The organism is Halorubrum ejinorense, from assembly GCF_055389685.1.
The window spans coordinates 80,792-104,209 of record NZ_AP043777.1 but is presented as its reverse complement, the minus strand read 5'-3'; the positions used below and the strand labels follow the sequence as shown (position 1 = coordinate 104,209).

28 protein-coding genes and 3 pseudogenes are annotated in these 23,418 nt (G+C 57.9%); 16 read left to right on the top strand and 15 right to left on the bottom strand.

From position 1 onward, the window contains the following. The first annotated feature begins 170 nt into the window (after positions 1–170). From ACZ5KW_RS01660 to ACZ5KW_RS01625, 8 genes and pseudogenes are all read left to right on the top strand, one after another. The gene (locus ACZ5KW_RS01660; RefSeq protein ID WP_343779236.1) at positions 171–959 is read left to right on the top strand and encodes a Fic family protein; all 789 of its coding nucleotides are present in this window, start codon (positions 171–173) and stop codon (positions 957–959) included. 107 nt (positions 960–1,066) lie between these two features. Then, positions 1,067–1,327, top strand: coding sequence for an AbrB/MazE/SpoVT family DNA-binding domain-containing protein (locus ACZ5KW_RS01655; RefSeq protein ID WP_343779234.1), 261 nt, complete (start codon positions 1,067–1,069; stop codon positions 1,325–1,327). A gap of 1 nt (position 1,328) precedes the next feature. After that, positions 1,329–1,736: a hypothetical protein gene (locus ACZ5KW_RS01650; RefSeq protein ID WP_343779232.1), complete on the top strand. Its 408-nt coding sequence runs from the start codon at positions 1,329–1,331 to the stop codon at positions 1,734–1,736. Next, positions 1,735–1,839, top strand: a pseudogene (locus ACZ5KW_RS01645) (toxin-antitoxin system TumE family protein); the annotation flags it as partial. The gene ACZ5KW_RS01650 and the pseudogene ACZ5KW_RS01645, both read left to right, overlap by 2 nt. 33 nt (positions 1,840–1,872) lie before the next feature. Then, a pseudogene (locus ACZ5KW_RS01640) lies at positions 1,873–2,232 on the top strand (HVO_A0114 family putative DNA-binding protein); the annotation flags it as partial. Between the two features lie 130 nt (positions 2,233–2,362). Next, a complete protein-coding gene (locus ACZ5KW_RS01635) occupies positions 2,363–3,607 on the top strand; it encodes an RNA-guided endonuclease InsQ/TnpB family protein (RefSeq protein WP_343779230.1) in 1,245 nt (414 codons plus the stop codon). A 273-nt stretch (positions 3,608–3,880) separates the two neighbouring features. Beyond that, positions 3,881–4,273 (top strand): hypothetical protein, encoded by a 393-nt coding sequence (locus ACZ5KW_RS01630; RefSeq protein WP_343779228.1) that lies wholly within the window; start codon positions 3,881–3,883, stop codon positions 4,271–4,273. A 2-nt stretch (positions 4,274–4,275) separates the two neighbouring features. Then, the gene (locus tag ACZ5KW_RS01625; RefSeq protein ID WP_343779226.1) at positions 4,276–4,836 is read left to right on the top strand and encodes a hypothetical protein; all 561 of its coding nucleotides are present in this window, start codon (positions 4,276–4,278) and stop codon (positions 4,834–4,836) included. Between the two features lie 104 nt (positions 4,837–4,940). On the opposite strand, the gene ACZ5KW_RS01620 is transcribed toward ACZ5KW_RS01625, so the two are convergent. Genes ACZ5KW_RS01620 through ACZ5KW_RS01605 form a run of 4 tightly spaced genes read right to left on the bottom strand, consistent with a single transcriptional unit; the run spans position 4,941 to position 6,447 of the window. Continuing rightward, positions 4,941–5,390 carry an HVO_A0114 family putative DNA-binding protein gene (locus ACZ5KW_RS01620; protein ID WP_343779224.1) on the bottom strand — a complete coding sequence of 150 codons (450 nt, stop codon included), beginning with the start codon at positions 5,388–5,390 and terminating at the stop codon, positions 4,941–4,943. Beyond that, positions 5,371–5,661, bottom strand: a complete 291-nt coding sequence (locus tag ACZ5KW_RS01615; RefSeq protein ID WP_128904886.1) for a toxin-antitoxin system TumE family protein — start codon at positions 5,659–5,661, stop codon at positions 5,371–5,373. The genes ACZ5KW_RS01620 and ACZ5KW_RS01615 overlap by 20 nt, the downstream gene beginning before the upstream one ends. Continuing rightward, positions 5,636–6,085 (bottom strand): HVO_A0114 family putative DNA-binding protein, encoded by a 450-nt coding sequence (locus tag ACZ5KW_RS01610; protein ID WP_241686152.1) that lies wholly within the window; start codon positions 6,083–6,085, stop codon positions 5,636–5,638. Before ACZ5KW_RS01610 ends, ACZ5KW_RS01615 begins: the two co-directional genes overlap by 26 nt. Before the next feature lie 23 nt (positions 6,086–6,108). After that, positions 6,109–6,447, bottom strand: a complete 339-nt coding sequence (locus ACZ5KW_RS01605; protein ID WP_343779842.1) for a toxin-antitoxin system TumE family protein — start codon at positions 6,445–6,447, stop codon at positions 6,109–6,111. Positions 6,448–7,076: 629 nt separating this feature from the next. On the opposite strand from ACZ5KW_RS01605, the gene ACZ5KW_RS01600 reads away from it, so the two are divergent. Continuing rightward, complete coding sequence (locus tag ACZ5KW_RS01600) at positions 7,077–7,619, top strand: winged helix-turn-helix domain-containing protein (protein ID WP_343779221.1); 543 nt, start codon at positions 7,077–7,079, stop codon at positions 7,617–7,619. A 698-nt stretch (positions 7,620–8,317) separates the two neighbouring features. Here ACZ5KW_RS01600 and ACZ5KW_RS01595 read toward each other — a convergent pair. The 5 genes from ACZ5KW_RS01595 to ACZ5KW_RS01575 form a co-directional block, all read right to left on the bottom strand. Continuing rightward, positions 8,318–8,536, bottom strand: a complete 219-nt coding sequence (locus tag ACZ5KW_RS01595) for a hypothetical protein (protein WP_464388578.1) — start codon at positions 8,534–8,536, stop codon at positions 8,318–8,320. Positions 8,537–8,600: 64 nt separating this feature from the next. After that, positions 8,601–9,857 carry an RNA-guided endonuclease InsQ/TnpB family protein gene (locus ACZ5KW_RS01590; protein WP_343779220.1) on the bottom strand — a complete coding sequence of 419 codons (1,257 nt, stop codon included), beginning with the start codon at positions 9,855–9,857 and terminating at the stop codon, positions 8,601–8,603. 118 nt (positions 9,858–9,975) lie between these two features. After that, positions 9,976–10,140, bottom strand: coding sequence for a hypothetical protein (locus tag ACZ5KW_RS01585; protein ID WP_464388577.1), 165 nt, complete (start codon positions 10,138–10,140; stop codon positions 9,976–9,978). 130 nt (positions 10,141–10,270) lie between these two features. Next, the gene (locus tag ACZ5KW_RS01580; RefSeq protein WP_343779219.1) at positions 10,271–10,948 is read right to left on the bottom strand and encodes a nucleotidyltransferase domain-containing protein; all 678 of its coding nucleotides are present in this window, start codon (positions 10,946–10,948) and stop codon (positions 10,271–10,273) included. Between the two features lie 71 nt (positions 10,949–11,019). Beyond that, on the bottom strand, positions 11,020–11,289 hold the full coding sequence (locus tag ACZ5KW_RS01575) for a hypothetical protein (RefSeq protein ID WP_464388576.1): 270 nt from the start codon (positions 11,287–11,289) through the stop codon (positions 11,020–11,022). 370 nt (positions 11,290–11,659) lie between these two features. On the opposite strand from ACZ5KW_RS01575, the gene ACZ5KW_RS01570 reads away from it, so the two are divergent. Both ACZ5KW_RS01570 and ACZ5KW_RS01565 read left to right on the top strand, forming a co-directional pair. Continuing rightward, positions 11,660–12,910 (top strand): RNA-guided endonuclease InsQ/TnpB family protein, encoded by a 1,251-nt coding sequence (locus ACZ5KW_RS01570; protein WP_343779215.1) that lies wholly within the window; start codon positions 11,660–11,662, stop codon positions 12,908–12,910. A 37-nt stretch (positions 12,911–12,947) separates the two neighbouring features. Next, positions 12,948–13,238, top strand: coding sequence for a nucleotidyltransferase family protein (locus ACZ5KW_RS01565; RefSeq protein ID WP_343779213.1), 291 nt, complete (start codon positions 12,948–12,950; stop codon positions 13,236–13,238). 493 nt (positions 13,239–13,731) lie between these two features. Here ACZ5KW_RS01565 and ACZ5KW_RS01560 read toward each other — a convergent pair whose 3' ends face one another. The 6 genes from ACZ5KW_RS01560 to ACZ5KW_RS01535 all read right to left on the bottom strand — a co-directional run bounded on the left by ACZ5KW_RS01560 (position 13,732) and on the right by ACZ5KW_RS01535 (position 18,729). Beyond that, positions 13,732–14,064: a ribbon-helix-helix domain-containing protein gene (locus ACZ5KW_RS01560; RefSeq protein ID WP_343779211.1), complete on the bottom strand. Its 333-nt coding sequence runs from the start codon at positions 14,062–14,064 to the stop codon at positions 13,732–13,734. 71 nt (positions 14,065–14,135) lie between these two features. Beyond that, the gene (locus tag ACZ5KW_RS01555) at positions 14,136–14,786 is read right to left on the bottom strand and encodes a restriction endonuclease (RefSeq protein WP_343779208.1); all 651 of its coding nucleotides are present in this window, start codon (positions 14,784–14,786) and stop codon (positions 14,136–14,138) included. Then, complete coding sequence (locus ACZ5KW_RS01550; RefSeq protein WP_343779205.1) at positions 14,779–15,036, bottom strand: hypothetical protein; 258 nt, start codon at positions 15,034–15,036, stop codon at positions 14,779–14,781. Before ACZ5KW_RS01550 ends, ACZ5KW_RS01555 begins: the two co-directional genes overlap by 8 nt. Then, the gene (locus ACZ5KW_RS01545; RefSeq protein WP_343779204.1) at positions 15,036–17,891 is read right to left on the bottom strand and encodes a plasmid replication protein RepH; all 2,856 of its coding nucleotides are present in this window, start codon (positions 17,889–17,891) and stop codon (positions 15,036–15,038) included. The genes ACZ5KW_RS01550 and ACZ5KW_RS01545 overlap by 1 nt, the downstream gene beginning before the upstream one ends. A 44-nt stretch (positions 17,892–17,935) precedes the next feature. Then, complete coding sequence (locus tag ACZ5KW_RS01540; protein WP_464388575.1) at positions 17,936–18,415, bottom strand: hypothetical protein; 480 nt, start codon at positions 18,413–18,415, stop codon at positions 17,936–17,938. Further along, positions 18,412–18,729, bottom strand: coding sequence for a PadR family transcriptional regulator (locus ACZ5KW_RS01535; RefSeq protein WP_343779201.1), 318 nt, complete (start codon positions 18,727–18,729; stop codon positions 18,412–18,414). The genes ACZ5KW_RS01540 and ACZ5KW_RS01535 overlap by 4 nt, the downstream gene beginning before the upstream one ends. Positions 18,730–19,131: 402 nt before the next feature. Between ACZ5KW_RS01535 and ACZ5KW_RS01530 the strand changes: the two genes are divergently transcribed. The 5 genes and pseudogenes from ACZ5KW_RS01530 to ACZ5KW_RS01510 all read left to right on the top strand — a co-directional run bounded on the left by ACZ5KW_RS01530 (position 19,132) and on the right by ACZ5KW_RS01510 (position 23,413). Continuing rightward, positions 19,132–19,452, top strand: a complete 321-nt coding sequence (locus ACZ5KW_RS01530) for a MarR family transcriptional regulator (RefSeq protein ID WP_343779198.1) — start codon at positions 19,132–19,134, stop codon at positions 19,450–19,452. A gap of 151 nt (positions 19,453–19,603) precedes the next feature. After that, positions 19,604–19,756, top strand: a pseudogene (locus ACZ5KW_RS01525) (glycosyltransferase family 1 protein); the annotation flags it as partial. Between the two features lie 35 nt (positions 19,757–19,791). Further along, positions 19,792–21,015 carry a glycosyltransferase family 4 protein gene (locus ACZ5KW_RS01520; protein WP_343779196.1) on the top strand — a complete coding sequence of 408 codons (1,224 nt, stop codon included), beginning with the start codon at positions 19,792–19,794 and terminating at the stop codon, positions 21,013–21,015. 56 nt (positions 21,016–21,071) lie between these two features. After that, a complete protein-coding gene (wecB, locus tag ACZ5KW_RS01515; RefSeq protein ID WP_343779193.1) occupies positions 21,072–22,154 on the top strand; it encodes a non-hydrolyzing UDP-N-acetylglucosamine 2-epimerase in 1,083 nt (360 codons plus the stop codon). Then, the gene (locus ACZ5KW_RS01510) at positions 22,151–23,413 is read left to right on the top strand and encodes a nucleotide sugar dehydrogenase (RefSeq protein WP_343779190.1); all 1,263 of its coding nucleotides are present in this window, start codon (positions 22,151–22,153) and stop codon (positions 23,411–23,413) included. The genes wecB and ACZ5KW_RS01510 overlap by 4 nt, the downstream gene beginning before the upstream one ends. The last annotated feature ends 5 nt before the right edge of the window (positions 23,414–23,418 follow it).

Sequence of the window (23,418 nt, the reverse complement as noted above, 5' to 3'; positions counted from 1 at the left end):
TGGTGGTTCGTACATCCTGCGCTGGGCACTGACGGGGGGATTATGAAAATCGATTTCTCGAATTCGAAAGTCGAATCTCCGAAAGATGTATATTGAATTAGGCAGCTAGTTCTCAGAATTGATATCTTCACCGAGGGTATCTTATTACCATCAGTGGGAACACACTCGCGATGGGTGCCGTCTCAGAGACGGGACGCGAGCGAGAGGACTGTCCCTCCTCTGTCGAAGCGATACAAGCTGCTATCAGTCGTGACGACCGGATTGGATCTGATCAGCAACCGGTTTCTCGGGTGAAATCCCGGGCGAAAGAGATTGTTGAGATCATTTATTCGCCGGGAGACGACTGTCGTCGGGAGCTGACCGACCAGCAGGCACGAACAGTCTGTGTTCAGGAGTTGGCCGACTGCGAGGCGTTTGCTGTGACAGAAGACACGCTGCGTAGGGACTTGGATACACTCGCTGAGTACGGCTATCTTGATGCCGATACGACTGGACGACCGTACTGGTACAGTATCGCCGACTCTTGGGTCACCGCGACGACGACTGATGTCGCTGTCGAAGATTCTGGTGCCGATTTACAACAGTCGGAACTCGATGGTCCGACAGCGATCCACGAGACTGATCACGCCGAACCGGATGATCCAGTCAAAAATTATCAGCGGGTCCTGACGTTGTTTACGGCGGCTTACGCGAATCTCACGTCCGCACAGCAGACTGCTGCTTCTCTTTTCGGAATCGGTGGGGTCGTGTTCGGGTTGCTTGGAGTGAGCCTCGTCGTTAGCGGACTGTCTGTCGACCCCCAGCTTGCTGCTGTGAGCGACTCCAGCCTCCGCGCAGGCGTGGTGTCTCTGTTCGGGTGGGCATGGGCCCACTTTGTCGGCTTGGTGAATGCTGTCTCGGAGGACGATGTCACGCTCTCCTCGCAAGCCCCTACTTCTGGGGCAGTGACCCACGACTGAAGTCGTTGGCTTCCTCCCCAACCTCAAGGGTCGGGGCATCCGGCTCGTCCACCTGTGAATCGATCACCCTCCGCAAGACTAAGGTATTACGGAAAGTATTACTACGTATGAGTAAGTCTACTCGTGTCACAGAGAAGGGCCAGGCGACGATCCCCCACGAACTCCGCGAGAAGTACGACCTAAAGCCCGGTGACGAGGTCGTCTGGATGGACACCGATGAGGGGATCGTGGTGAAAAAACGTACTCGTACCGGCGGACGCGGGATGCTCGTTCCTGACGACACCTCGGATGCGAAGCGTGAGGAGATCGCCGAGGAGTTGGGACAGCGCGTCCGAGATCGCCGCGATCGGAACTACGAGGAAGCCTGAGATGGCAGCATACACTGCTGACGCTGTCTCGCTGCTGGTCTATCTCGTCGACGCGCTCCCGCGAGAGGCTGACCAGGTGTTCGCCGAAGCTGAAGCTGGGGAAACGGTCATCGAGACACCGAGTACGGCGATCGCTGAAGTGCTGTACTCGGTCTCCCGCGACAAGGACGTTCGGGGGGTCTCCCTCACGGGGACGCCAGAGGACGCCCGTCAGGCGCTGGTTGGAAACGGGCCGATCTCGGTCGCGCCCGTCGGTGATGCGGAGCTGGCAGAATACGCCCAACTGCTTGGTGAGTTCAGCATCCACGACGGCCTGATCGTCGCTAGTCACCGGGCACAGGAGACTGATGCGATCCTCACGACTGACGGTGTTATCGGTGACGCCGGTTACAAGACGATCTGGGACTGATGACATCGAGTTTCCGGGAATGGAAGACCGGCTTGTTGAGTTTTGGGCGAGCGCGGACGAGTACTGGGAGGCTGTCGGCGGCGACCCGCCTCGACCACACTGACCCACCACCACCCGACTCACCGATACCCTGACCATGACCACGCTCCACATCACCGTCGGCGACCGAGAACAGCTCCGGCAAGACACGCTCCAGTTTGTCCAAGATGCTGACGCAGATGAGCTTGACAGCGAGGATGGAAACGCGACGCTCCAGTTCGGAACCTACGACGACTTCGTCGACAGCTTCACCCCACTTCGTCTCGAACTCATCCGGGCGATCGCAAAAGAAACCCCCGAGAGCATGCGCGAGGCAGCTCGCCTCGTTGATCGCGACGTCTCGGATGTCCACTCGGATTTGAAGCAGCTCGACGTCCTGGGTATCCTCACTCTCGACGAAGGCGGCCCCAGCGGCGCGATCCAACCCGTCGTCCCGTTCGATCGGATTGAGGTTCATAGCGGAAACAGCGCGGAAACCCACCCCTTCAGGGGTGGGAGGAAGCGCGCACGCTCCGTGCAACAATCCACCGACTACGACAGGGGCCGACTCCCCAATAGTTTTGAATTATCGGCAATACATATGATGTATGGAGAAGCGGCGCACTGTTCCGGTGAAACTCGCCGTGGATAGTGACGACGCCGCACTCCTCGAAGACACCGTCGACGAGTTCTTGTGGGCCGCTAACTACGTGACTCGCCACGCCTTCGAAGGCGAATACGTCACCACGAGCAAAACCACGCTCCACGACGACACCTACGAAGACGTGCGCGACGAGACGGCGTTACACAGCAACCACGTCCAAGCCGCCCGGAACAAGGCCGCTGACGCCTGCAAGAGCGTGGTCGAGAAGTGGAAACAGGGGAAGAAGGGGTCGATGCCGCACTTCACCAGTCCACACGTCGTCTACGACCACCGCACCGCCACCTTCCACGACGAGTACGTCAGTCTCGCCACCACAGACGGACGGATTGAAGCCGACTACGTGCTTCCTGACGACGAACAAGACACGCCCCACGCGGAATACCTCTTCTCAGATGAGTACGAGACGACAGGGGCGGAGTTGCACTACCGGGACGGCAACTGGATGCTTCATATCCACTGCAAGAAGGAAGTGGAGTCTGACACGTCGGAGCAGACAGCCACCGAGAACGGAACGGTTCTCGGGGTTGACCTCGGCGTGAACAGTCTTGCAGTTGCCTCGACTGGCACGTTCTGGACGGGTGACGAGTTCGACCACTGGCGGCGCGAATACGAGCAACGGCATGGTGACTTACAGGAACACGGCACGCGGTGGGCGCATGAGAACATCCAATCGGTCGGTCGGAAAGAGGAACGTCGGTTCAAAATCACGCTCCACCGCATCTCGAACGAGTTGGTAGCTGAAGCCCGCGAGTACGGCTGTTCGGTGATAGCGTTCGAGGACTTGACCGACATCCGTGAGCGCACTGGTGCGTCGTGGGGCCACAAGTGGGCATTCAACCGCCTGTTCGAGTACGTCGAGTACAAAGCAGCCGAGTACGGCATCGACGTGGAGCAGATTGACCCGGAGAACACGTCACGGCGGTGTTCGACGTGTGGGTTCACGCACCCCGACAACCGTAACGGCGAGGAGTTCGAGTGCCTGAAATGCGGGTACGAGAACCACGCCGACTACAACGCCGCCAAGAACATCGGCTTGCGGTATCTCCGCCGGAACCAAACTGGCTCCGGTGGAGGCGCACCCGTAGGCGTGCGCTTGAACAGCGGGACGCTGAACGCGAATGGAGAGTATGACCCTCCTGCCGAAATGTCGGCCAGAGCGGGAGTCCACGCTGAAAGCCCACGGCTTTAGCCGTGGGTTAGCTTACATTGACTACCCGCTTATCGACTTCGGCGACGCCGATAGCGCCTCCATGAGTGCGTAGCGGGAGCCTCCCTAGTCGTTCCAGGGGGTCGCGATCCGCCCTTCGATCTTGTCGAGGACGAGCGACAGCACGTCGCGATGATCGGTCGGCCAAGAAGCGTCGTTACGGTACCGATGGGTGTCTCGACTGACTCAGCCATTATGATCCACTCGCTTGAACGGCAAAGAAACTATGTGTGTGTAGATTCTACACATAGTGTGATGGCTGAGGAAAAAACACGCGTCGATTTTAACGCCCCCAAGTCCCTCGTCGAGCGCGCCGATAGCGCGATTGAAATCCTCGATATCTCTCGTACCCGTCTCATCATCGACGCACTTGAGGACGAACTCGAAGAGCTTGTAAACGACGAGGAGTTCCAGCGACGGCTGAGCGACGCCTACTACGACGGCCGGGTCGATTACGACACCGTCGAAGCAATTCTGGGCCGTGAGGAGGCAATGCGATTGAAACTCCTCCGAGAGTCGATCGATCGGACGCCCGCTATACCCACACTCGAGGATGGGCTCCCGAGTGACGATACCTTCTACGACGGCGAGATTTCCGAATGGACGGACTCAAATTCAGCTGATTCTGATGACGAGTCGCGTGCCTGATAATGTCGGAGCACGCCGTTGCCGTCGTTGATACGAATGTGCTGTTGAATCTCGCTACGCCGGTCGTTGACGGGCGGCCGAAGGCTCCCTCTGGCGGGGACCCACTCAAAACACTCCTCACCGGGTACGACGTCCACGTACCAGCGAGTGTTCTCGGCGAGGTCACCGATGCCACGGGGGATGATGACCTCCTAGCTGCCGCCGCGGATCTCACCCTCCAAGCTGCCCATCATATAACAACACACGATGTCGACAACCGAGCCGACGAGCCGATCGACTATGGGCTTGATCAAGGAGAGGCCGAAGGTGTCTGGCTGGCCAACGAGTTGGAGGCAGAGCTCTTCATCACGGACGAATTCAACACTACCAACTACCTTTTCATTAATCTCGCTCTTGACGACCGGAACACACTATTCACGACACCACATCTGCTCTGTATCCTCGCAACTCACAAGATTCTGCCCATAGAATACGTCGACGCTGTGCTCAGCTACTACGTTGAAACCAAAGGCTGGGATACACAATATGTGGCGCAATTGCGCCAAAAGTATCTCCACGGTTGATTTCCTCCCCGCACTAGGGCGCGAGCGAGTGGTGCCCGGTGGGAGATGGATTCTAGCGCGCTGCGTCCGACAAGGGACATCGACGCGCTCGACACCGCAATCCGTCAGACTGAAGCGGCCGACTCTGGCTCCTCGCCCCCCGATAGGCCCAACTCGACCTCGATGCTGACTGTGTTGTAGGGAACGAACGGTTTCTTCGCACCGTCTTCTTCACGGAAGTGGACGATTCGATACTCGTTCAGAATCTGGAGATCGTCGTGGACCTGGCGAACGTCCCGGTCGAGCCGCTCGGCGAGGTCACGCATGCTCTCCGCTGGCGCGTCCATCAGGCTCCGTACCAGCTCCAGGCGTCGAGGGGTGAGGAGTCGCTGGAGGCGGGTGGCGTCCTGAAAGTTGACGACGTGTGGCACCTCTTCACCGTGCTCCCAGCGGTCCGCACGGTCGAGGACGCTCTCCTTGTGTTCTTCGAACGGCTTCGACGTGATGTGAAGCGTCGAAGGGTAGTCGACGTCCTCTGGCGGCTCGTGGGCGTGGTTAGGCGAATTCTTGCTCATGGATGGTTTCGACCTCCTCGAGGAATTTCTGGATGTGTGACCGAAGGCCCTCGAACTCGATACCTTCGACCTCGTCGCGGGTATGGCGGTGGTGTCGCCCAACGTCGTGGCCGTCGTTCGCGTTGTCGTACCGGAGGATCTCTTCGTCGGCCGGACCAAGGTACTGAAAGCTGTACTTCAGCCCCTCCGGGAACTCTTCGCTTGTAGGGACGTCTCGTGATGACAAGAGAGTAGAGTGGGGTAGTTCACGGCGCGGCAGTGGCCGTGTCACCAGTTTCTGGATCGAATGGGAGAGTAATGACGAGTTCGTCGAACCAGACGATCGGGCGCTTACGCTGTCCATCTTCCTCGAAGAAGATGATGCCCAGCTGGGCGAGCCGACTGAGTTCCTCGTGAACGTTCTTCACGTCCCGGTCAACGACCCGTGCGGTCTCGTTGATGCTGGCTGGCTCCTCCCGACGGATAGCTTCAATTAGCTCGAGGGCTCGCGGCGTCAACGTTTCCATCAGATCATCATAGCTGGTGAACGAGAGCGTCGGCGTGGAATCTACTGTGTCTGTCTGTTCGAGCGTCTTGATCCCGTCAGTGATGTCGTCGTGGAACTCACTGGACGACTTCACGGTCACGACGAGGGTTGATTCGGTCCGAAGCTGTTCGCGCTCCATCGGGTGTAGCGGCGGCGTGGTATCGGTCATGGTATCACTGTGGTATGATGGCCTCACTTGACCTCGAAGGCGGATTTTGGGATCTCGCTCCAGAACCGTTCCCAGAGTTCAACCATCCCGGGGAACGTGATACTATCTGGGTCGGGGCCCGGTGCGACGTGTCGTTCGTGCCCTTTCGTGTCCTCATGCGAGTTGTCGTACCGACGAATCGTCCCATCGTCAAGCGTGTGGGGCGGGTTCGGCTCTGTTGCGCCGTAGTGAAGCTTGTAGGCCCATCCAGACGGGTATGCGTCACGGTCCGTCCGCATACAGAACACACGGACGACAGTCCCGTCGGGGTACTTTCGCCCCTCGCTCACGCCATCAAGGTCGTCGCCGGTCAGTGAGGCCATCCTCATCTATTGGTACTCAGGCCAATAGTATTATACTATTGGTTAGAAGAACAATAGTAATCGTCGCGGCGATGTTCAGCGCCTACCCGAACTCGTAGTCGCTGTCGGCGGCCTTAACGTACGCGTCGTTACCCGTTCGGTCCGGCACGTAACACGGACCGTGATCCGCTATGTGGAAGACAGGGGCTTCGATATCGAGACCGCTTCGACGGTGGACTAGTAGTGGTAATCGGTCACGCAAGTCGTGGATGAACGGTTCCCGCCGTACGTGGAGCGTTCCACTCGGCGGCCGGCGTTCAGTCAGCGGTGAGAGTTGGCCTTTGTAGAGATCCTGTTCAGTTATAATCCGCACGTCGAGGAGCTGTGCCAACTGCCACGCACTCGCACTGACACGGCGCGCGACAGCGAGTACGGGCATTGCTCGCGTGAGCGCGGCCCGCAGCGCGACTGCTTCGACGGCGTCCCGCTGAACCGGGACTTGGTGCCAGTCCTTACACTTGACGACGGGAAATCGGTTGGCTTGTCACTATTGTGCTCGACCCACACCATCAGTACTCTTGCGGTCACAAATATAGCGCAATAATTTGCGTGGGAGTAGAATTATTACTGTCGAGGCGGTACAACCACGTATGTCACCTTCAGAACCTCCTGATAACGCTGATTGGATGGAGACCTGGAAAGAACACGCATCGGCGTTTGATCGAGTCAAGTCGGTGACGATGACGCTCTCGGAGCCCCGATCCGCACCGTGGATCGCAGAGCAAGCAGCCGTGTCCCCGAATACGGCACGGGATCACCTCCGCCGACTCGTTGACCTCGGTGTCGTGGCGGAAAGCGACGATAGTGGGGCCCGGCACTACTATCCGGATCCACTGTACACTCGACTCCGCGATATTCGTGAATTACTTGAAGGGACGACGAAACAAGAACTCTCGGAGCAGGCCGCAGCATTAAAAGACGATATCGCGGTTTGGAAAACAGAATACGATGCTGACACGCCGGATATACTCCGGGAACGAGCGGCTGCAGAGACTGTCTCTGCCGAGCACGCACATGAACTCACGCAGGTCGCAAGCGACTGGGAACTCGCCCGGTATCACCTCTCTCTCGTCCAAGATGCGATCACAAACTACGATACGTGGTCCGCTGACCAGTCGTCGCTCACCGTATGACCGATGAGTCGGATGCGCCGGACATCCAGTCTCCACGTCACCAATCTGCTGATTCTCAGTCCCAGGTAGACGGTGTCCGTTTCGATGGCGGAACCACGTCAGGACGGGACCGACATCGTATCCTTCGCGAGTTGCGTGGCGAGTTGGCGCGACATCCCGCCGTGCTGTCGGTTACAGGTGAGCCACCGAGTGAATACCGAGAACTACAGGCTGCGCTTGATCCGTCTTGGTTCGGTCGTTCGGGATCGACTGCCTCCCTCCGACTCACGTGGCTTCCAGACCCGTCACCCGGGCCAGAGGACGCTGATCGCACGAGTGACACGTGGATGCGAACGCCGATTCAGGCATACTATACACTTCATTACAGCGAATCATCCGGCTTCGATTGTGGCTTCCACTGTGAACCGAATCCCCACATCGACGGCCTGCTTCACTTTCAGGAACGAGAAGACGTGAATGAGCCATACACGTACGAACCAGCCTCATTCGACGCAGGTTCGGTGTCTGGACTTCTGTGGGAGATGTTGGACGCCCTCGCTACTCGCCTCACTATGCGGGATGGTTCGTGATCCCTCCAGCACCCGTTCCTAGCCGAACTCGTAGTCGGTGTCGCGAGCGTTGACGTACTCGTCGTTCCCCGCTCGATCTGGCACGTAACACGGCCCTTGGCCACTAGCAAAGAACACCGGCACCTCAAATCAGTACGTCTCGCAGCTACACCGAGAGTGTGCGTCAGCGAACTCTACGAGATATTGGTGGATATTCTCTGCTAACTCATACATCGCCATTGCGAAGTCTCGGCCAGGTCGATCAATATCGTAGTAGAATCGTGAGCGGTGCTCGGAGCGGAACGCGTCGATCCGACTCGCAATTCCCTCATCAGAGAAGATATTTTGTGCGGCGATGTCATCGAACACTTCCGCATGATTTTGTTGACATTTTCCTCCGCCTGAAGGCGGAGGAATCCCGAGCGTTGGGATATTAGGGTTTGCAGTCTCCCTGCTCTCTCGGTGTGAACCGTCCGCTCTCGCGGTCGAACAGGAAGACTCCGGGCTGTGCCAACCAGCCGTTACTCATATCCCCCGTCGGGGGACTCTGAGTTATCTTTCGCCGGATGTTCACCGCACCATTCACGTCCGCGTTCATTGTCGTCTCGCACGACTCACAGACGTATAGACCACGCTCCACACGGTTGCTATCTCGAATCTGCCCGCAATACGAACACATCTTCGAGGTGTTCTCCTCGTCTACACGATCAACGAGGATACCGTGTTCCTCGGCCTTGTATTCAAGGAGGCGGGCGAATCGGTCGAACTCCCAGCCGTGTAACTTCTTGTTCCCCGACGCACCCCAGCTCCGCGAGTCACCGTCCTCATCCTCGCGGATGTCACTAAGATCGCCAACCGCTATCTTCTCCACGCCCTCTTCGACACACCGCTGAACGATGTGTTTGCTGAGGGTGTGGAGGAAGTGGTCTTTGCGTCGAGAGAGTTTCTTCCGAGCCTTCCGCGCTCGCTTTGACGGGCCATTCTCACCTTCAGTCTGGTACTCCTCACGAGTGAAGTAGTGTTTGTCCTCTTTCAGCGTGTTCCCCGGATACAACTCACCCGCGCCGTCTTCGTAGTCGATGGCGAGATAGTTGCTGATTCCGAGGTCGATACCCGCTGTCTTGTCACCGGGGACGTCCTCGACGGGGATCTCTTTCTTACAGACGAGGTGGAGTTCCCAGCGGTCGCCGTTGTAGACGGCACGCACCTGCTGGATGTTCTCAACTTCTACGTCAGGGCGGGTTTCGTACTCGGCGAGGATGAAGTCAGACCGACTCTCTTTCAGGTTGAAACCTTTTGAGAGCCGAAGTTGGTCGTGTTTGTCGTCGTGCTTGATGGCTCGTTTCTTCCATGTGGCGGTCGAGCGTGGATGGTCGTCGCCACGTTTCCGGTAGCCCGGTGGGTTGTTGCTGTCGTCAGAGTTGTACCAGCCCGTGAACGCCTCAGCAAGTTCTTCGAGAACTCGCTGACTTGACTGAGAATGCAGGTCACTGTAGCGTTCGTGGTCTTTCAACTCCGACTTCAGCTCGGCTTCGTCGGGTATCTCACCGTCATCTTCCCACCGTTGTTGGATGTAGTAGCGGCCGACGTTCCACAGTTTGGATGCAGAGAACCCGCACTGGTCAAGGTCGTCACGAACCTGTGAGTGGTTCGTGATTCGGGCGACGTAGGTGCGGGTTGTCTCCAGCATCGAACTGACTTCATAATACATTATGAAAGAGTCCTGATTAAGACTAACGACCGCGTGGAATATCCGACTGGAATGTCGCCGGTGGATTGTCGGTCAAAATGTCGGATTCATCCTGCGCCTAAAGGCGCGGGTATTCTCCTTGCTCTCTATAATCCGTCGATTCTGCGGCCGTCATATCGACGAGGTAGAACTGAAATGACCGCTCTATCGCGTTGAATGAGAGTTCGACGATACTAACGTAGTTGTTCGTTCCCTCTCGAAGCTGCCGACACGTCCCTAGCATCGCACATGCCTTCCCAAGCTGGATGTCAGCATCGTCACTACCTCGTTGTCAAGAAAGCGAATCCTGTGCCGGCCCTGTTTCACCGTCTTCCACGAGCCGTTCAACGCGTTCAAGCGTGTTGACGACCTCGTTAAGACCCATTGTGGAACACTTCCTGTTTCACTGTACGGAGTGCTGGTGAGCCGCGAAGCGTCAGTCCTTCAGTGAGTATCTCTCCGATTCGATCGTGGCTCCCTGCTGACGTGCTGGGTTCGACAATGATGTGTGCCTCATACCGATCGCCATCAATCGACGTGTTGGCAATCTCACGTTCAATGCGGTGAGCCTCACGCTGGGCCTGTCTTCGATTTTCATCGACAACAACGAACAAGTCAATGTCACTTGTCCGATCAGCGGTGCCTCGCGCCACGCTCCCAAACAGAACGATACCGATATCTTGACTAAGCTGTTCGTTGAGTTCCGTAGCAATTGTTCTGACTGGTGCGTGATACTCTGCTTGTGGGATCGTTGTTATCGGATCGTCTGCTTTGACGAGCATTGCCGGATCGATTTGAACTCCATTTGCTCGGCCAGATCGGTCGACACGGATTATTCCAAGTGACTCAAGAACATCAACAGCAGCATTCACACCACTCAGTCCTCGGTCTGTTACTCGGTGAAGTTCACGGTTTGTGAACTCTCGATCTGGATTATCAACAAGGAGGTGTACGATATCAGCCGTTGCTCCGTATCGGAATGCGTCGGGGTCTCCAAGGGGAACAGGGAGCCGAACATATGTCCCCTCTGATTGAACTGTTTCAGAATTCATGATTTGTTAGACGGTTCAATTATGGAAAAGTCTTGGTGTCTTGTCTTGCTACCCAGCTCTCCCCCCCGTTCTTACCCGAACTCGTAGTCGCTGTCGGCGGCCTTAACGTACTCGTCGTTGCCCTTTCGGTCCGGCACGTAACACGGACCGTGATCCGCTATGTGGAAGACAGGGGCTTCGATATCGAGGATGCTTCGACGGTGGACTAGTAGTGGTAATCGGTCACGCAAGTCGTGGATGAACGGTTCCCGCCGTACGTGGAGCGTTCCACTCGGCGGCCGGCGTTCGGTCAGCGGCGGGAGTTGGCCTTTGTCGAGATCCTGTTCGGTGACGATCCGCACGTCGAGCAACTGTGCTAACTGCCACGCACTCGCACTGACACGGCGCGCGACAGCGAGTACGGGCATTGCCCGCATGAGCGCGGCCCGCAGCGCGACTGCTTCGACGGCGTCCCGCTGGACCGGGACTTGGTGCCAGTCTTTCCACTCGGCGATGAGAAGGTCGGTTGGTTCGCCATGGAGCTATTCCCGGCGGGCGATCACGTCGGCTTCGAGTTTAAAGAGTCACTTGTTGCCAAAACATAATTACCAAAATTGAGGCGAGAATGCTCCTTCCTCCACGAGCGAGTACCGCGAGCGAGTAGGGAGGGGATGAATCGCCGCACACCAGTACAAACCATTAAATCGACATATCTCTAATCAAGAGACAGCGATGGAGTACAGTCACCGCTACCACGCCTACCCAACACAAGAGGTAGCGGAGCGGCTTGACTACCACATCGATGTTCATCGCCAAGCGTACAACTATACCCTCTACGAGTACGAGAACGTGGACGCCGACGACATCGGCTCTGCGTACAAGCACCACTCTCGACTTCCCGACTGGAAAGACGAGTTTCCCATCTTCTCGGACGTCAATTCGAAGGCTCTCCAACGAACCGTCACGCGGTTCTATCAGAACCTCACCGGACTCTCCGAACAGAAGCAAAATGGGAACACGGTCGGGAAACTCACGTGGAAATCACCCAGAGACTACCAGAGCATGACGTACTCGCAGTCCGGCTTCGAGCTCAAAAACACGAGTGGCCGCACCGCGACACTCTGGCTCTCCAAAATCGGAGATATCGAGATCCGCCACCATCGCGAGATCCCCGACGAGGCAATCATCAAAGAAGTCACGGTGAAACAGGAAACGACCAGCGAGTGGTTCGTCTCCTTCGGCCTCGAAACTGACACGGCAGATCTGCCTGAGAAACCCGACGTGGAGACGCTCGATACGAGCAACAGTATCGGGATTGACCTCGGCATTCTGAACTACATCCACACGTCGGACGGCACGACCGTGGACTGGATCGATCTTGAAGACGAATACGAGCGTCTGTGCCGTGAACAACGCAAACTCTCACGGAAAGTACACGGGTCAAACAACTACGAGAAGCAACGCCGGGAAGTGGCGAAGGTCAAGCGCCACATTCGGCGGAAAGTACTGGACTACCAGCACAAAATCACGACGTGGCTCGTCCGTGAGTACGACGCAGTATTCGTGGAAGACTTGGACGTGAAGGGGATGTTAGAGCAGTCGCACAACGCTCGCAACAAGCAAGATGCGGCGTGGCGACAGTTCATCACCCTACTCGAATATAAAGCAGAGTTGTACGGCACTCACGTCGTACAGATTGACGCGGCAGGAACGACCAAAGAGTGCGCCTCGTGCGGTGTGGAGACAGCGAAACCCATCTGGGTACGTGAACACTCCTGTCCGAGTTGTGGGTTCGAGTGTGACCGTGATGCGAACGCGGCGATGAACGTACTGCAACGCGGTTTTTCTGAACTAGGGCTGGGATGGCCCGAATCTACGCCTGTGGAGACTGCACTCGCTACGGACACCACTCAGGTGTCTGCAAAGCGCGTCATCGAAACAGGAAGCCCCACCCTCAACGAAGCGGCGTCAGCCGCTGAGTAGGGTGGGGTAGTTCACCCAGCGCAGTCGTAGACACCCTATGGCAACCGAAGACATCTCAACTCGACTCGCGCAGCTCAAGCCGAAACTTGAGCAGGAGTATCCGATCAGCGAGTTGGGTATCTTCGGATCGTATGCGCGTGGTGAACAAGAATCCGATAGTGATCTCGACGTACTCGTCGCGTTCGACAAGCCAGTAACGTTGTTCGATCTCGTTCGATTGGAAAACGAACTGACGGAGAAGCTTGGTATTGAAGCCGACCTCGTGACGAAAAACTCGTTGAAGCCACGGATTGAGACTCGTGTCCGCGACGATCTCGTCACCGTATGACCGCGGTTTTGGACTATGTGATCCGACCGTTAGGAAACGTGCGTGATCGTGATCTCGGGAAGCGAGTGTGCTGCCGGCTCAAATTCTGCGAAGGACTCGTCGTTCGTCAAAATAGTTGGTTGGCGGTCACGATGCTCAAACGCTAACACAAGGATTGGAACGTCTTTCGGCTGGACCCCACAGACGCGAGCCAGTGTTCGTACTGTGGGCGCCGACCGTTGTTCTCGAAGGAGCGCATCACTCGCATCACGACTTGATGGCGCTTCGATGAGGCCCGTCATCCGGGTGAGTCGTGTCACAAAATTGGTTTTGACGGTGTCTTGTTCTGTCGCAGAGAGGCCCTTGGTGCGATCAAATGCGGCTAACGCCTCTTGGAGCATGTACGCGCTGATCGCCGATGTTGTCTCACCGCGATCGATTGCTGTGAGCAATTCGGTTGCCCGTTCGTTGGTTCGTAGTGTCCCGAATACCCACAGATTCGTGTCAAGGATCTTCACGAATCAGATCCGTACACTTGTGTGGCCGTTTCCTCACGGGCCTCTTCGACGGCCCGTTCAACGTCGTCTGCATCGACTTTCTCGCCGAGTGCTGTGAGATCGGCGTCGATCTCGGTATCTGATTGGTGGCTCTGCTCAGCCTGTGCGAGTAGTTGCTCTAGCCGAAGCGCGGTGATTGCTGCGTCGTCATTAAGTTCGCGAAGATGCGACCGGCAGGCTTCCTTGATGAACTCGCTTTTATTGGTGTAAATACCCGTCTCATCAAGGAACCGCTCAATCTCAGTGTCCAGCTCAACCGGGAATTTGACACTGACACTTGCGTACTTCATAGTAGTACGATGGTATTACAATTAAATAAGTCTATGGCACCGATGGGGTGTGACCTCCCCAGCGTCCGCTCTTACCCGAAGTCGTAGTCGCTGTCGGCGGCCTTGACGTACTCGTCGTTGCCCGTTCGGTCCGGCACGTAACACGGACCGTGATCCGCGATGTGGAAGACAGGGGCTTCGATATCGAGACCGCTTCGACGGTGGACTAGAAGCGGGAGCCGGTCACGCAAGTCGTGGATGAACGGTTCCCGCCGTACGTGGAGCGTTCCACTCGGAGGCCGGCGTTCGGTCAGCGGCGGGAGTTGGCCTTTGTCGAGATCCTGTTCGGTCATAATCCGAACGTCGAGTAGTTGGGCTAACCGCCACGCGCTCTCAGTTACGCGGCGCGCGACAGCGAGGACGGGCATTGCCCGCATGAGCGCGGCCCGCAGCGCGACTGCTTCGACGGCGTCCCGCTGGACCGGCACTTGGTGCCAGTCTTTACACTCGACGACGAGAAAATCATCAGGGTCACCACGGAGATCGTCTCGGCGGGCGATCACGTCGGTTTCGAGCCCGAAGCAGTACTCGTTGCGGGCTGTCCTGTATCCCCACTGCTCGAGTGTCTCGGCGACCCGAGTCTCGAGCCAGCGACCGTTGGTTGGATCGTGGTCCGGATCCTCGCCGTCGGGGGTGCCCACGGTGTCAATTTCGGCCGTGAAATCGGTACTGTCGTCACTCATCGGTCGGGTCCTCGAGCGTGTCTGCGGCGGCTGCCTGCTGGGCTGCCTGTTCGAGGGCTGTCGCGATCGTTTGGGCTTCTGTCGGCGTGAGGACGGCGAAGGTGACCTCGCGGTCATCGCCGAAGCCGAGGAGGACACGCGACCCCTCAGTGACGTCGGTGCTGTCGGTGCTGACCTGAATACTTCCGTCCGTCGCTGTCGGGCGATCGCGTCTGATGACGGTCTCTAGGTCGAGTGTTTGGTCGCTCATTACTGCTCACCCCCGTTCGAGAGCCGTGTTTGTGGGGTCGCGACTGCTGTCGTGGGGTGTGGTGTCGGAGTCATGGTGTCGTGTGGGTGGTCTCGGGTGTCTGTGATCTGGTGAGCGTGGCTGTTCGGCTGTCGGCTTGTGCTGGTGGTCGTCATTGGACGTATGGTGTAATCGGCGTCGCCGCTGGGGGTGGGGATCGAGATCGGTGGCTGTCTGTCCCACCCACCGCGATCGTCTCTCCCGGTGCGGTCTGGGGGAGGACTGTTCGGCCCGGTGGGTGTGGTTGACTGTCGATGCGTCACCAGCGGCGGCACGGGCTGATCGCTGGTCGCCGGGAGCCACGCCGTCACTGGCGGTGTCTTCGGGTGTGGCGTCGGCGTCGTCGTGGTCCACCGGCGGTGGCCTCCCTGCTGGACGGGCGTGACGCGATCGAGATCGCGGACATCGCTGAGCCGTCGGTCATAACTGCTCGCGGAGATGTCTGCTTGCTCGATTAGCTCCGAGCGGCCGAGTGGACCGTCGGCTCGCAGCAGGGTGGCGTACAGCTTCGTCGCTGTCGGTGTGAGATCGGGGCGGAAACGCTCCGGTGGGAGCGTAGCCGCTGCGCGCTCGACCGCGGCCAGCGTCGGCGTTCGAGACTCGTTCAGCGCCCGTAGGAGGCTCACCACGACGTCGTACGGACACGCCTGTTTGGTGTCCGCCGGGCCGAACGAGCGTAGACAGAACCGCACGAGCCGCTGGCGCTCGCGGGGTGTCCACTGGGCGTCGTGGGTCATCGCGATCTCGTCGATCACCTGCCGGATGGCGGGGTAAGTCGTCCCGTCGACGACCGGAATTTCGAGTGTCGGTGCGCGTTCAGTGCCGTCGGCGATCGCTTCCCGGACCGTCGTGAGTTCCCTCGAGAGGGTATCGGTGATCTCGTCGTGGAGTTCCGTGATCGTCGGGCCGGCAACCACCCACGACATCGTGAGATCCATCCTCGCGTCGTGGTCCGTTTCGGCGGGAAGTCGCCGGCACAGCTTTGCGGGCCGGTCTTCGAACAGCATGCGGTAGCCCGAGTGAATCCCGTAGACGGACTGTTTGGGAGCTGTTTTGGCGAGGAACTCACAGAGGTCCTGGAGGTGGGTAGTGTTGCGTACGAGTGCGTCGGTATCGGGCACTCTAAGGGTGGTCGTGAGATCGATACCGGCTGCGTGATACAGCTGGGTGGCTGAGGCGATCAGCCCGTGGAGATCTTCGAATAGTTCACTGCGGGCCGCCGTGTCGTCGCTGGTTGTGAGTTCGGCAACCTGCGCGAGGAGGCGGTCTCGAACCGTTGTGGTTCGCTCGCGCCACGCTCCGTAGGTGGTTTCGGCGTCGCTGTACCAGCCGACTTGGTGGCCACGACGGAGGATACGGTCGACGGGATACGCCTGGGTGCCGTCATCGATCGCTTCGAACTCCTGGCCAAGTCGTTCGGGGGTGAGGATGTTGGAGAGTGCTTTCTTGCTGAGTAAGGCGCCCGCGAGACGTCCCAACGTGGCGAGGGGGCCGCCCCACTGGAGCACGACGAGGGTTTCGTCGTTGGTGTGACTGAGGTAGGCGACTCGGCCGTCTTCGAACGAGTCTGGCTGGTCGTCGACGAGTGTGATGGCGTCGTCATGGGCGACGGTGCTGAATCGCTCGTGGAGCTGGTCTGGGCTGTTTGTAGGGTCCGTGAGCCACTGGACGTAGTCGTCGTCTGCGTCTGGGTTCCCAGTTGTCGCCACTCGCTCGTCGAGGGTGGGTGTTTCCCTGCCTGCCCGGCGGGGCGACACTGTACTTGTGGATTCTTGAGGGGCCCCAGTAAGACGCTCATCGAGTCGGCGCTGGTCCGGGTGGACGAGATTATAATCGTCGTCGAGACACCGTTGGACGGCGAACTGGCCCAGATCGGTGAGTTGGACCGTGTTGTGTTGGCCACGACGACCAATCGTGACTAACTCGCGCGTTTCAAGATCGAGGACGTAGCGGCTGACGGTGCCGTCGGCGATATCGATCGTGGGATCGGTACTGAGATCGCGGTAGCGTCGGGCATCGTCGGCGTTGAGGTGTCCGAGCAAGCGTCGCTTTCCTGGCTCGGTGTCGAGGTCACGAATGGCCTCCCACGCGGCGTCGACGGTGTGCGTGGAATGGTTGTGGGGGGACCGATCCCGGCTGGCAGTAAGATCAAGGTGACACTCGGTCCAGTTGGGATACCGCTTTGAGAGGTGTCGGTGGACCGCCGGGGACGCGACGATCCGCACATCGAACCCGTCGGCGAGGACGGTGATCGCCGCGAGTGCGCGGACGCCCGTCCGCCGATCCGTGAGCGAGGTCCACGCGTCGCCGTCCAACAGGAGTGTGAGGACTTCGGGTTGGTCCTCGAGTTCTCGATGGAGCGCGACCGGGCCGTTCGCGAGTGCGCCGAGGTCTCCGTTGACTGGGCCGCGCCCCGTGCCGATGGTGGTGACCGTATCGGTTAGGTTGACGTGTCGCTGTTGGTGGTACGTACTGAGTGCGTCGACGTCGGTGTCTGTATAGGTCAGCGCAAGGGTCGTGATAGCGCGGGTGTACGCGACGGCTTCAGCGACATCGTCGGTCCATTTTTTGTCTATGGTCTGCCACTCAGGCAGGGTTTCTGCGAGGAGCTGTGTGCTAGCGCGCCACGGATCTGTAGCGGTACAATTGCGGATAGCCCGTTCGGTGTGCGGCTTGAGTTCGGCGAGGAGGTCTGGAATCCACTCAGTTACTCGCGGTGAGACCGCAGTACAGACGATCCCTTCTGTGGAGAGGGCGGTCTCGTGGCTGATGAGTCGGATCCCTCGCTCGCGGGCCGCAGGCTGGCGTGGTCCCACGAGCGATCACCGGTGGGTGAGTTGGTGGGTCACGACAGCCGGGATCATTCTGTCCCCTCCGGTGGGGAGCCACCATCAGAGCGGGCGTATTCGCGAACCGCAGTAAGAAGCGGCGTGGGCTCCTGTGGTGTCGGGTGGGTTGGGCTCCGTGGTGTTGGGGCGTCCGGGTGGACGTGTAGATTTGTAGTCGTCGTGGGACTCGTGACGACTACAGTCGGATCAAGGAGGACGAACGTTGTGGATTGCGTTCGGGTGTCTGAACACGTCCCGATGTGGCCCGTGAGGACGTACTCGCGAACACCGCGGGTGAAGACGGTCGGGTGTTCGTGAGTATCTGCTCCACACATGATGTAGCCGATCGCGTACGCGGGTTCGCCGGCCGCGCGGTAGGCGTAGGTAGTGATGTCGTCGCCTTCGTGGAGGGGTTGGCCGCAGACTTGGCAGATCGGGTGGTTGGTGTCGAGCGAGATGCGTGTGAGTTGGGCGAGATCTGCGGCTTGTGGGTCGCTGGAAGGTCGCGTCATTCCTGTCCTCCCTCAGCGTTGTGAGTGCCAGCTTGCCACGCTTGCCGCGCGGAGAGAGCGCGGCGGGCCGACTCGGTGAGTCGATACTCGGGCGTGTCGTGGGTTTGTTTGGTAACGAGGTCGCGTTCGATGAGCTCCTTGAGTGTATCACAGACTTGGGCTTGGTCGATACCGTCGGTGTAGTAGTCGTTGAGCGCGTGGTGGAGTCGGCCGCCCTCGCTGGGGCCAGTCTGAGAGAGTACCCAGAGCAGATCGCGGTGGGTGGCTGAGAGATCGGCAAGTGAGGGGGCGTCGGTCTCGATGGGACTAGACATTGTGCCCCTCCACGGTGTCCTCGTCGACGCTGCGTGTCGTAGCGCACGTGCTACAGAGTTGGCCGTCGAAGGTAGTGTCGTAGCCGTCGGCTGGGTTGGGACACAAACTACAGCCGGAGTTGTTACTGTTCGATTCGTCAGTCGTCTCGCAGGGCTTAAGCCCCATAGTTGCCAGCATTAGCATGGTTCTGTGTTCGGGCACAGAACCCGTCCCGGTCGGGTGCTCCAACACCGCGGCCGGGGTTTCTACATTTCTCGCGAGCCGAGGGTTCGTCACTCGGGTTCCGTGACTAGACACATACGCGCTTGTCTTATTAATATTACGGTGACTAACTGAATAGCTACAAGATATTGAGGGTGCGATCCGACCGTAATATAGACCTTGGAACAACAGAGTGCCCTATGAGATATGCGGGTAGTTGGATGACTGCGGCAGATGACCGTATCCTTGAGTATCTATCTGAACATAAATCCGGTTCTCCCACCAAAATGAAGCGAGAAGGCCCGATCCGATATTCACGCCAACAGGTGGATCGGAGATGTAAGAAATTAGCCGAAAAGGGATTAGTTGATCACCTTGGAAATGGTGTGTATGTGATTACTGAAGACGGCGAGTTATACCTCGAGGGGCGTTTGGACACCGAAGATTGGCAGTATATTGAGGAGGAAGTAAGTGAAAACACCAACAATGATTCGACTGAAGATGCTGTTACTGACAACTGAACGGTGATTTTCTGAATCGGCGTGTGTTTCTCATCATCACAGCTATTATTTACCCAACATCGGGCAATCTGAGAGCGTCTGTTGGTTAAACAAGATGTGTGACTAACCCGAACCGGTACGTTTGTACGCGGGCGTCGGGTACGAGCCGGTAATGCGAATTCTCCGTGTCGCGCCGTTGATCTATCCCGACACGAAGGGGGGCGGGGATTCCCACGTCCACGCGATGTCACGAGACCAGGCCGTGATGGGCCACGACGTGACCGTGCTCACGACGCGGGAAGACGAGTCGCTGCCGCAGATCAAGTCGATACAGGATCGAAACAGCGGTGATGTGAGAAAATGACGGGCGAATCTGAGTCGATCCTTGTCGTAACGCAGTACTTCCCGCCTGAGACGGGAGCCTCCCAGACGAGATGGGATGAGCTGTCCAAGCGGTGGTCAGACGACGCTTCTGTGACCGTGTTGACCTCTGCGCCGGACTATCCGGAGGGTGAGGTCTACGATGGGTACGATAATCAATGGTTGCGACACGAGAAACGGGATGACGTGGATGTCTTCTATACGAAAACGATTACGTCGCCAAGTGGGAATCTTGCCCGCCGTAGTCTGAAGTTCGTTTGGTTTATGCTCATCTCAATAGTTGTCGGGCTACTGTACGTTTCTCCGTCGGTCGTGGTTGCGACGTCGCCGCAACCGCTCACCGGAGTCTCCGCTTGGGTCATCGCTCGGGTCAAGCGGGCGACGTTCGTGTTCGAGGTTCGTGACCTATGGCCCGAATCCATCTTGGCGGTTAGTGACTTTGACAACAGGCTCGTGATCTGGCTGCTTGAAGCGACTGTAACATTCCTCTATCGACGCTCAGACCATCTCATCGTCGTCTCGAAGGCGTTCATTGAGCCTATCGTGGACTGTGGTGTCGATCGATCGAAGATTGCGTTCCATCCGAACGGAATTGATCTGGCGTTTTACGATGTTGAAGGAGATAACTCGCCAGTCTTGAACGACCTCAGTGACGAGTTAACGATCTCGTACGTCGGGACGATCGGGCGAGCACATGGTCTGTCGGTCGTGTTGGAGGCAGCTCCAGAACTCGACGACGTTCAGTTCGTGATCGTCGGTGACGGAGCAGAACGTGAAGCATTGGAGACTCAAGCAGCCGATCTGGACAACGTGACGTTCACCGGTCGGCGGCCGAAAGAGGAGGTTCCGTACATCCTTCGCGAGTCGGATGTTGCCCTTGTCCATCTGAAGCCCCGCGAGATATTCGAGACCGTGATCCCCTCAAAACTCCTTGAGTCGATGGCGGCTGGTCTTCCGGTGATTCTCGGCGTTCGAGGTGAAGCGAAACGGATTCTAACAGATGCTGGCGCCGGAATCCCTATTGAACCTAGTCAACGCGACGAACTGGTTTCGGCAACTAGACGGCTCCGTGATAACTCAGAGGAGCGGCAAGCCTTCGCGGTATCGGGGCAGAAGTACGTCAACGCTCACTTCGACTGGGACTCGATCAGCGAGGAGTATCTCGCGACGATCACTGAACGCGACGATCATTCCAACGAATAACGAATACGAGCTTTTAACTCCGACCTTCGGATTCTTCAATACAACAAACCCACACGATGTCCTCTACGCTCAGTTTCGTCTTGGGAACACGACCGGAGATAATCAAGCTCTCTCCAGTCATCCGCGCTTGCCAGCGACGAGACGTGCCGTTCTCAATCGTTCATACAGGTCAGCATTACTCGGAAGATCTTGACTCGGTGTTCTTCGAGCAACTCGATCTTCCGACGCCAGATTACAATCTCGCAGTTGGATCGAGTAGCCACGGGGAACAGACCGGAAAGATGATCGCCGAGATCGAATCCGTTCTGGAATCTGAACGTCCTGAGGTCGTAATCGTCCAAGGCGACACTAACTCGGTCCTTGCAGGAACCATTGCGGCGACGAAGATGGCCGATATCGAGGTCGGGCATGTGGAGGCAGGGCTCCGGAGCTTCGATCGGGATATGCCAGAAGAGATCAATCGGCGAGTATCAGATCACGCTGCCGATTACCTGTTTGCGCCGACCAATACCTCAGGGGATCAGTTGCGGCAGGAGGGACTCTCTGACGAATGGATCACCGTCACCGGAAACACGGTCGTCGACGCGGTTCACCAGAACGTCGAGATAGCTCACGAACGTAGTAGCGTCCTGTCGGATATGAATCTCGATGAGCGATTTGCGCTACTGACGGCTCACCGGGCGGAGAACGTCGACGACAGAGAGCGATTTGAGAGATTGCTCGACAGCGTGGCGAAGGCAACAGATGAACACGATCTCTCGGTCGTGTATCCGATCCATCCGCGGGCAGAAAAGCGAATCTCTGAGTTCGGGATCAATGTCCCGGATACCATACAGTTAGTGGAGCCGCAGGACTTCCTCGATTTCCTCGTGTTAGAAGATGAGGCGACGATCGTGTTTACCGACTCAGGGGGCGTTCAAGAGGAGAGTTGTATCCTTCGGACTCCCTGTGTAACGCTGCGCGACAATACGGAGCGTCCCGAGACAGTCGATGTCGGAGCGAATCTGGTCGTGGGCGTGGCTCCCGATGATGTTAGCGAGGGCGTTCGCAAGATGCTCACGAGAGACCGAAACTGGGAGAATCCGTTTGGGGACGGCACGGCGGCTGACCAGATCCTCGATACCTTGGGATACGAATGACTGAGACAGAACCACGCATCTGTGTTCACGGGCTCGGATACGTCGGCCTCCCGATGGCCGCAGTCCTCGCGAACTCCGGCTACGAAGTGTACGGATTTGATGTCGACCCAGCACACCGGTCCGACCTTACGGAGGGGTCCTTCGACCTCGAAGAGCCGGATTTAGATCGGTTCGTGAGGCGAGCACTCGAAGACGGCTTAACTATCGTCTCTCAACCGCAGGAGGCAGAGTTTCATATCATTTGTGTCCCAACGCCGTACGATAAAGACCTCGACCGGACGGACCTCTCCTACGTCGAGGCGGCAGGCAAGACGGTCGCCGAGCAGCTTCGTGAGGGCGATACGGTAATCCTTTCGTCGACGGTTCCTCCCGGGACGACCGCGGGTCGATTGCGGGAGGTGTTGGAGGAATCGGGACTCTCCGCGAGCGAGGACATCACTCTCGGATACAGTCCGGAGACAGTGCTTCCCGGAAACACTCTCACGGAGCTGCGGGAGAACGACCGGATCATCGGCACGGTGGCAGGAGGTCCGACCGACCGGATCGTCGCGCTGTACGACTCGTTCGTCTCCGGCGACGTTAGGACAGCGGATGCCACAACGGCGGAGTTCGTGAAACTGATCCAGAATGCGTACCGGGACACGAACATTGCGTTCGCAAACGAGATCGCGAAGCTGGCTCACGAGTTTGAGATCGACTCACGGGAGGCTATCGCAATGGCAAACGAACATCCGCGGGTAGAGATACTTCGTCCGGGTCCGGGCGTCGGTGGCCACTGTATCCCGATCGATCCGCTGTTCTTGAACCACGGAAACGATATCCCAATGCTGATCGAGACGGCTCGCCGAGTCAATGACGGGATGCCGGAGTTCGTGATAAAGTTGCTCTCGGCGGCGCTTAGTGACTTAGAGGGATCGAGGGTAGCGCTACTTGGCGTCGCCTACAAGGGTGGAGTGTCCGACGTTCGAGAAACTCCGTCGCTTGTGATCGCTGAGGAGTTGTTGGAGAGAGGTGTCGACGAACTTCGATTGACGGACCCGTATGTGGAAAGCGATGACATCGACTATGAGCTCTCGTCGCTTGAGGAGAGCCTCAACGATGTTGATGCTGCTGTACTGGTGACGGACCACCCTGAATACGGCGCACTCTCCCCGAAAACCTTCGTCGATCGTATGCGAGGTAACGTGATCATCGACACGCGGGCTATGTTGGATGAAGATCGCTGGGAAACAGCTGGGATCAATATGTATCAAGTGTAGTTGGT

Bases quoted from the DNA above. Each gene is read 5' to 3' on its own strand.
- ACZ5KW_RS01660 (WP_343779236.1), top strand. From the start codon at position 171: ATGGGTGCCGTCTCAGAGACGGGACGCGAGCGAGAGGACTGTCCCTCC.
- ACZ5KW_RS01655 (WP_343779234.1), top strand. From the start codon at position 1,067: ATGAGTAAGTCTACTCGTGTCACAGAGAAGGGCCAGGCGACGATCCCC.
- ACZ5KW_RS01650 (WP_343779232.1), top strand. From the start codon at position 1,329: ATGGCAGCATACACTGCTGACGCTGTCTCGCTGCTGGTCTATCTCGTC.
- ACZ5KW_RS01635 (WP_343779230.1), top strand. From the start codon at position 2,363: ATGGAGAAGCGGCGCACTGTTCCGGTGAAACTCGCCGTGGATAGTGAC.
- ACZ5KW_RS01630 (WP_343779228.1), top strand. From the start codon at position 3,881: ATGGCTGAGGAAAAAACACGCGTCGATTTTAACGCCCCCAAGTCCCTC.
- ACZ5KW_RS01625 (WP_343779226.1), top strand. From the start codon at position 4,276: ATGTCGGAGCACGCCGTTGCCGTCGTTGATACGAATGTGCTGTTGAAT.
- ACZ5KW_RS01620 (WP_343779224.1), bottom strand. From the start codon at position 5,390: ATGAGCAAGAATTCGCCTAACCACGCCCACGAGCCGCCAGAGGACGTC.
- ACZ5KW_RS01610 (WP_241686152.1), bottom strand. From the start codon at position 6,085: ATGACCGATACCACGCCGCCGCTACACCCGATGGAGCGCGAACAGCTT.
- ACZ5KW_RS01605 (WP_343779842.1), bottom strand. From the start codon at position 6,447: ATGGCCTCACTGACCGGCGACGACCTTGATGGCGTGAGCGAGGGGCGA.
- ACZ5KW_RS01600 (WP_343779221.1), top strand. From the start codon at position 7,077: ATGTCACCTTCAGAACCTCCTGATAACGCTGATTGGATGGAGACCTGG.
- ACZ5KW_RS01590 (WP_343779220.1), bottom strand. From the start codon at position 9,857: ATGCTGGAGACAACCCGCACCTACGTCGCCCGAATCACGAACCACTCA.
- ACZ5KW_RS01585 (WP_464388577.1), bottom strand. From the start codon at position 10,140: ATGCTAGGGACGTGTCGGCAGCTTCGAGAGGGAACGAACAACTACGTT.
- ACZ5KW_RS01580 (WP_343779219.1), bottom strand. From the start codon at position 10,948: ATGAATTCTGAAACAGTTCAATCAGAGGGGACATATGTTCGGCTCCCT.
- ACZ5KW_RS01570 (WP_343779215.1), top strand. From the start codon at position 11,660: ATGGAGTACAGTCACCGCTACCACGCCTACCCAACACAAGAGGTAGCG.
- ACZ5KW_RS01565 (WP_343779213.1), top strand. From the start codon at position 12,948: ATGGCAACCGAAGACATCTCAACTCGACTCGCGCAGCTCAAGCCGAAA.
- ACZ5KW_RS01560 (WP_343779211.1), bottom strand. From the start codon at position 14,064: ATGAAGTACGCAAGTGTCAGTGTCAAATTCCCGGTTGAGCTGGACACT.
- ACZ5KW_RS01555 (WP_343779208.1), bottom strand. From the start codon at position 14,786: ATGAGTGACGACAGTACCGATTTCACGGCCGAAATTGACACCGTGGGC.
- ACZ5KW_RS01550 (WP_343779205.1), bottom strand. From the start codon at position 15,036: ATGAGCGACCAAACACTCGACCTAGAGACCGTCATCAGACGCGATCGC.
- ACZ5KW_RS01540 (WP_464388575.1), bottom strand. From the start codon at position 18,415: ATGACGCGACCTTCCAGCGACCCACAAGCCGCAGATCTCGCCCAACTC.
- ACZ5KW_RS01535 (WP_343779201.1), bottom strand. From the start codon at position 18,729: ATGTCTAGTCCCATCGAGACCGACGCCCCCTCACTTGCCGATCTCTCA.
- ACZ5KW_RS01530 (WP_343779198.1), top strand. From the start codon at position 19,132: ATGAGATATGCGGGTAGTTGGATGACTGCGGCAGATGACCGTATCCTT.
- ACZ5KW_RS01520 (WP_343779196.1), top strand. From the start codon at position 19,792: ATGACGGGCGAATCTGAGTCGATCCTTGTCGTAACGCAGTACTTCCCG.
- wecB (WP_343779193.1), top strand. From the start codon at position 21,072: ATGTCCTCTACGCTCAGTTTCGTCTTGGGAACACGACCGGAGATAATC.
- ACZ5KW_RS01510 (WP_343779190.1), top strand. From the start codon at position 22,151: ATGACTGAGACAGAACCACGCATCTGTGTTCACGGGCTCGGATACGTC.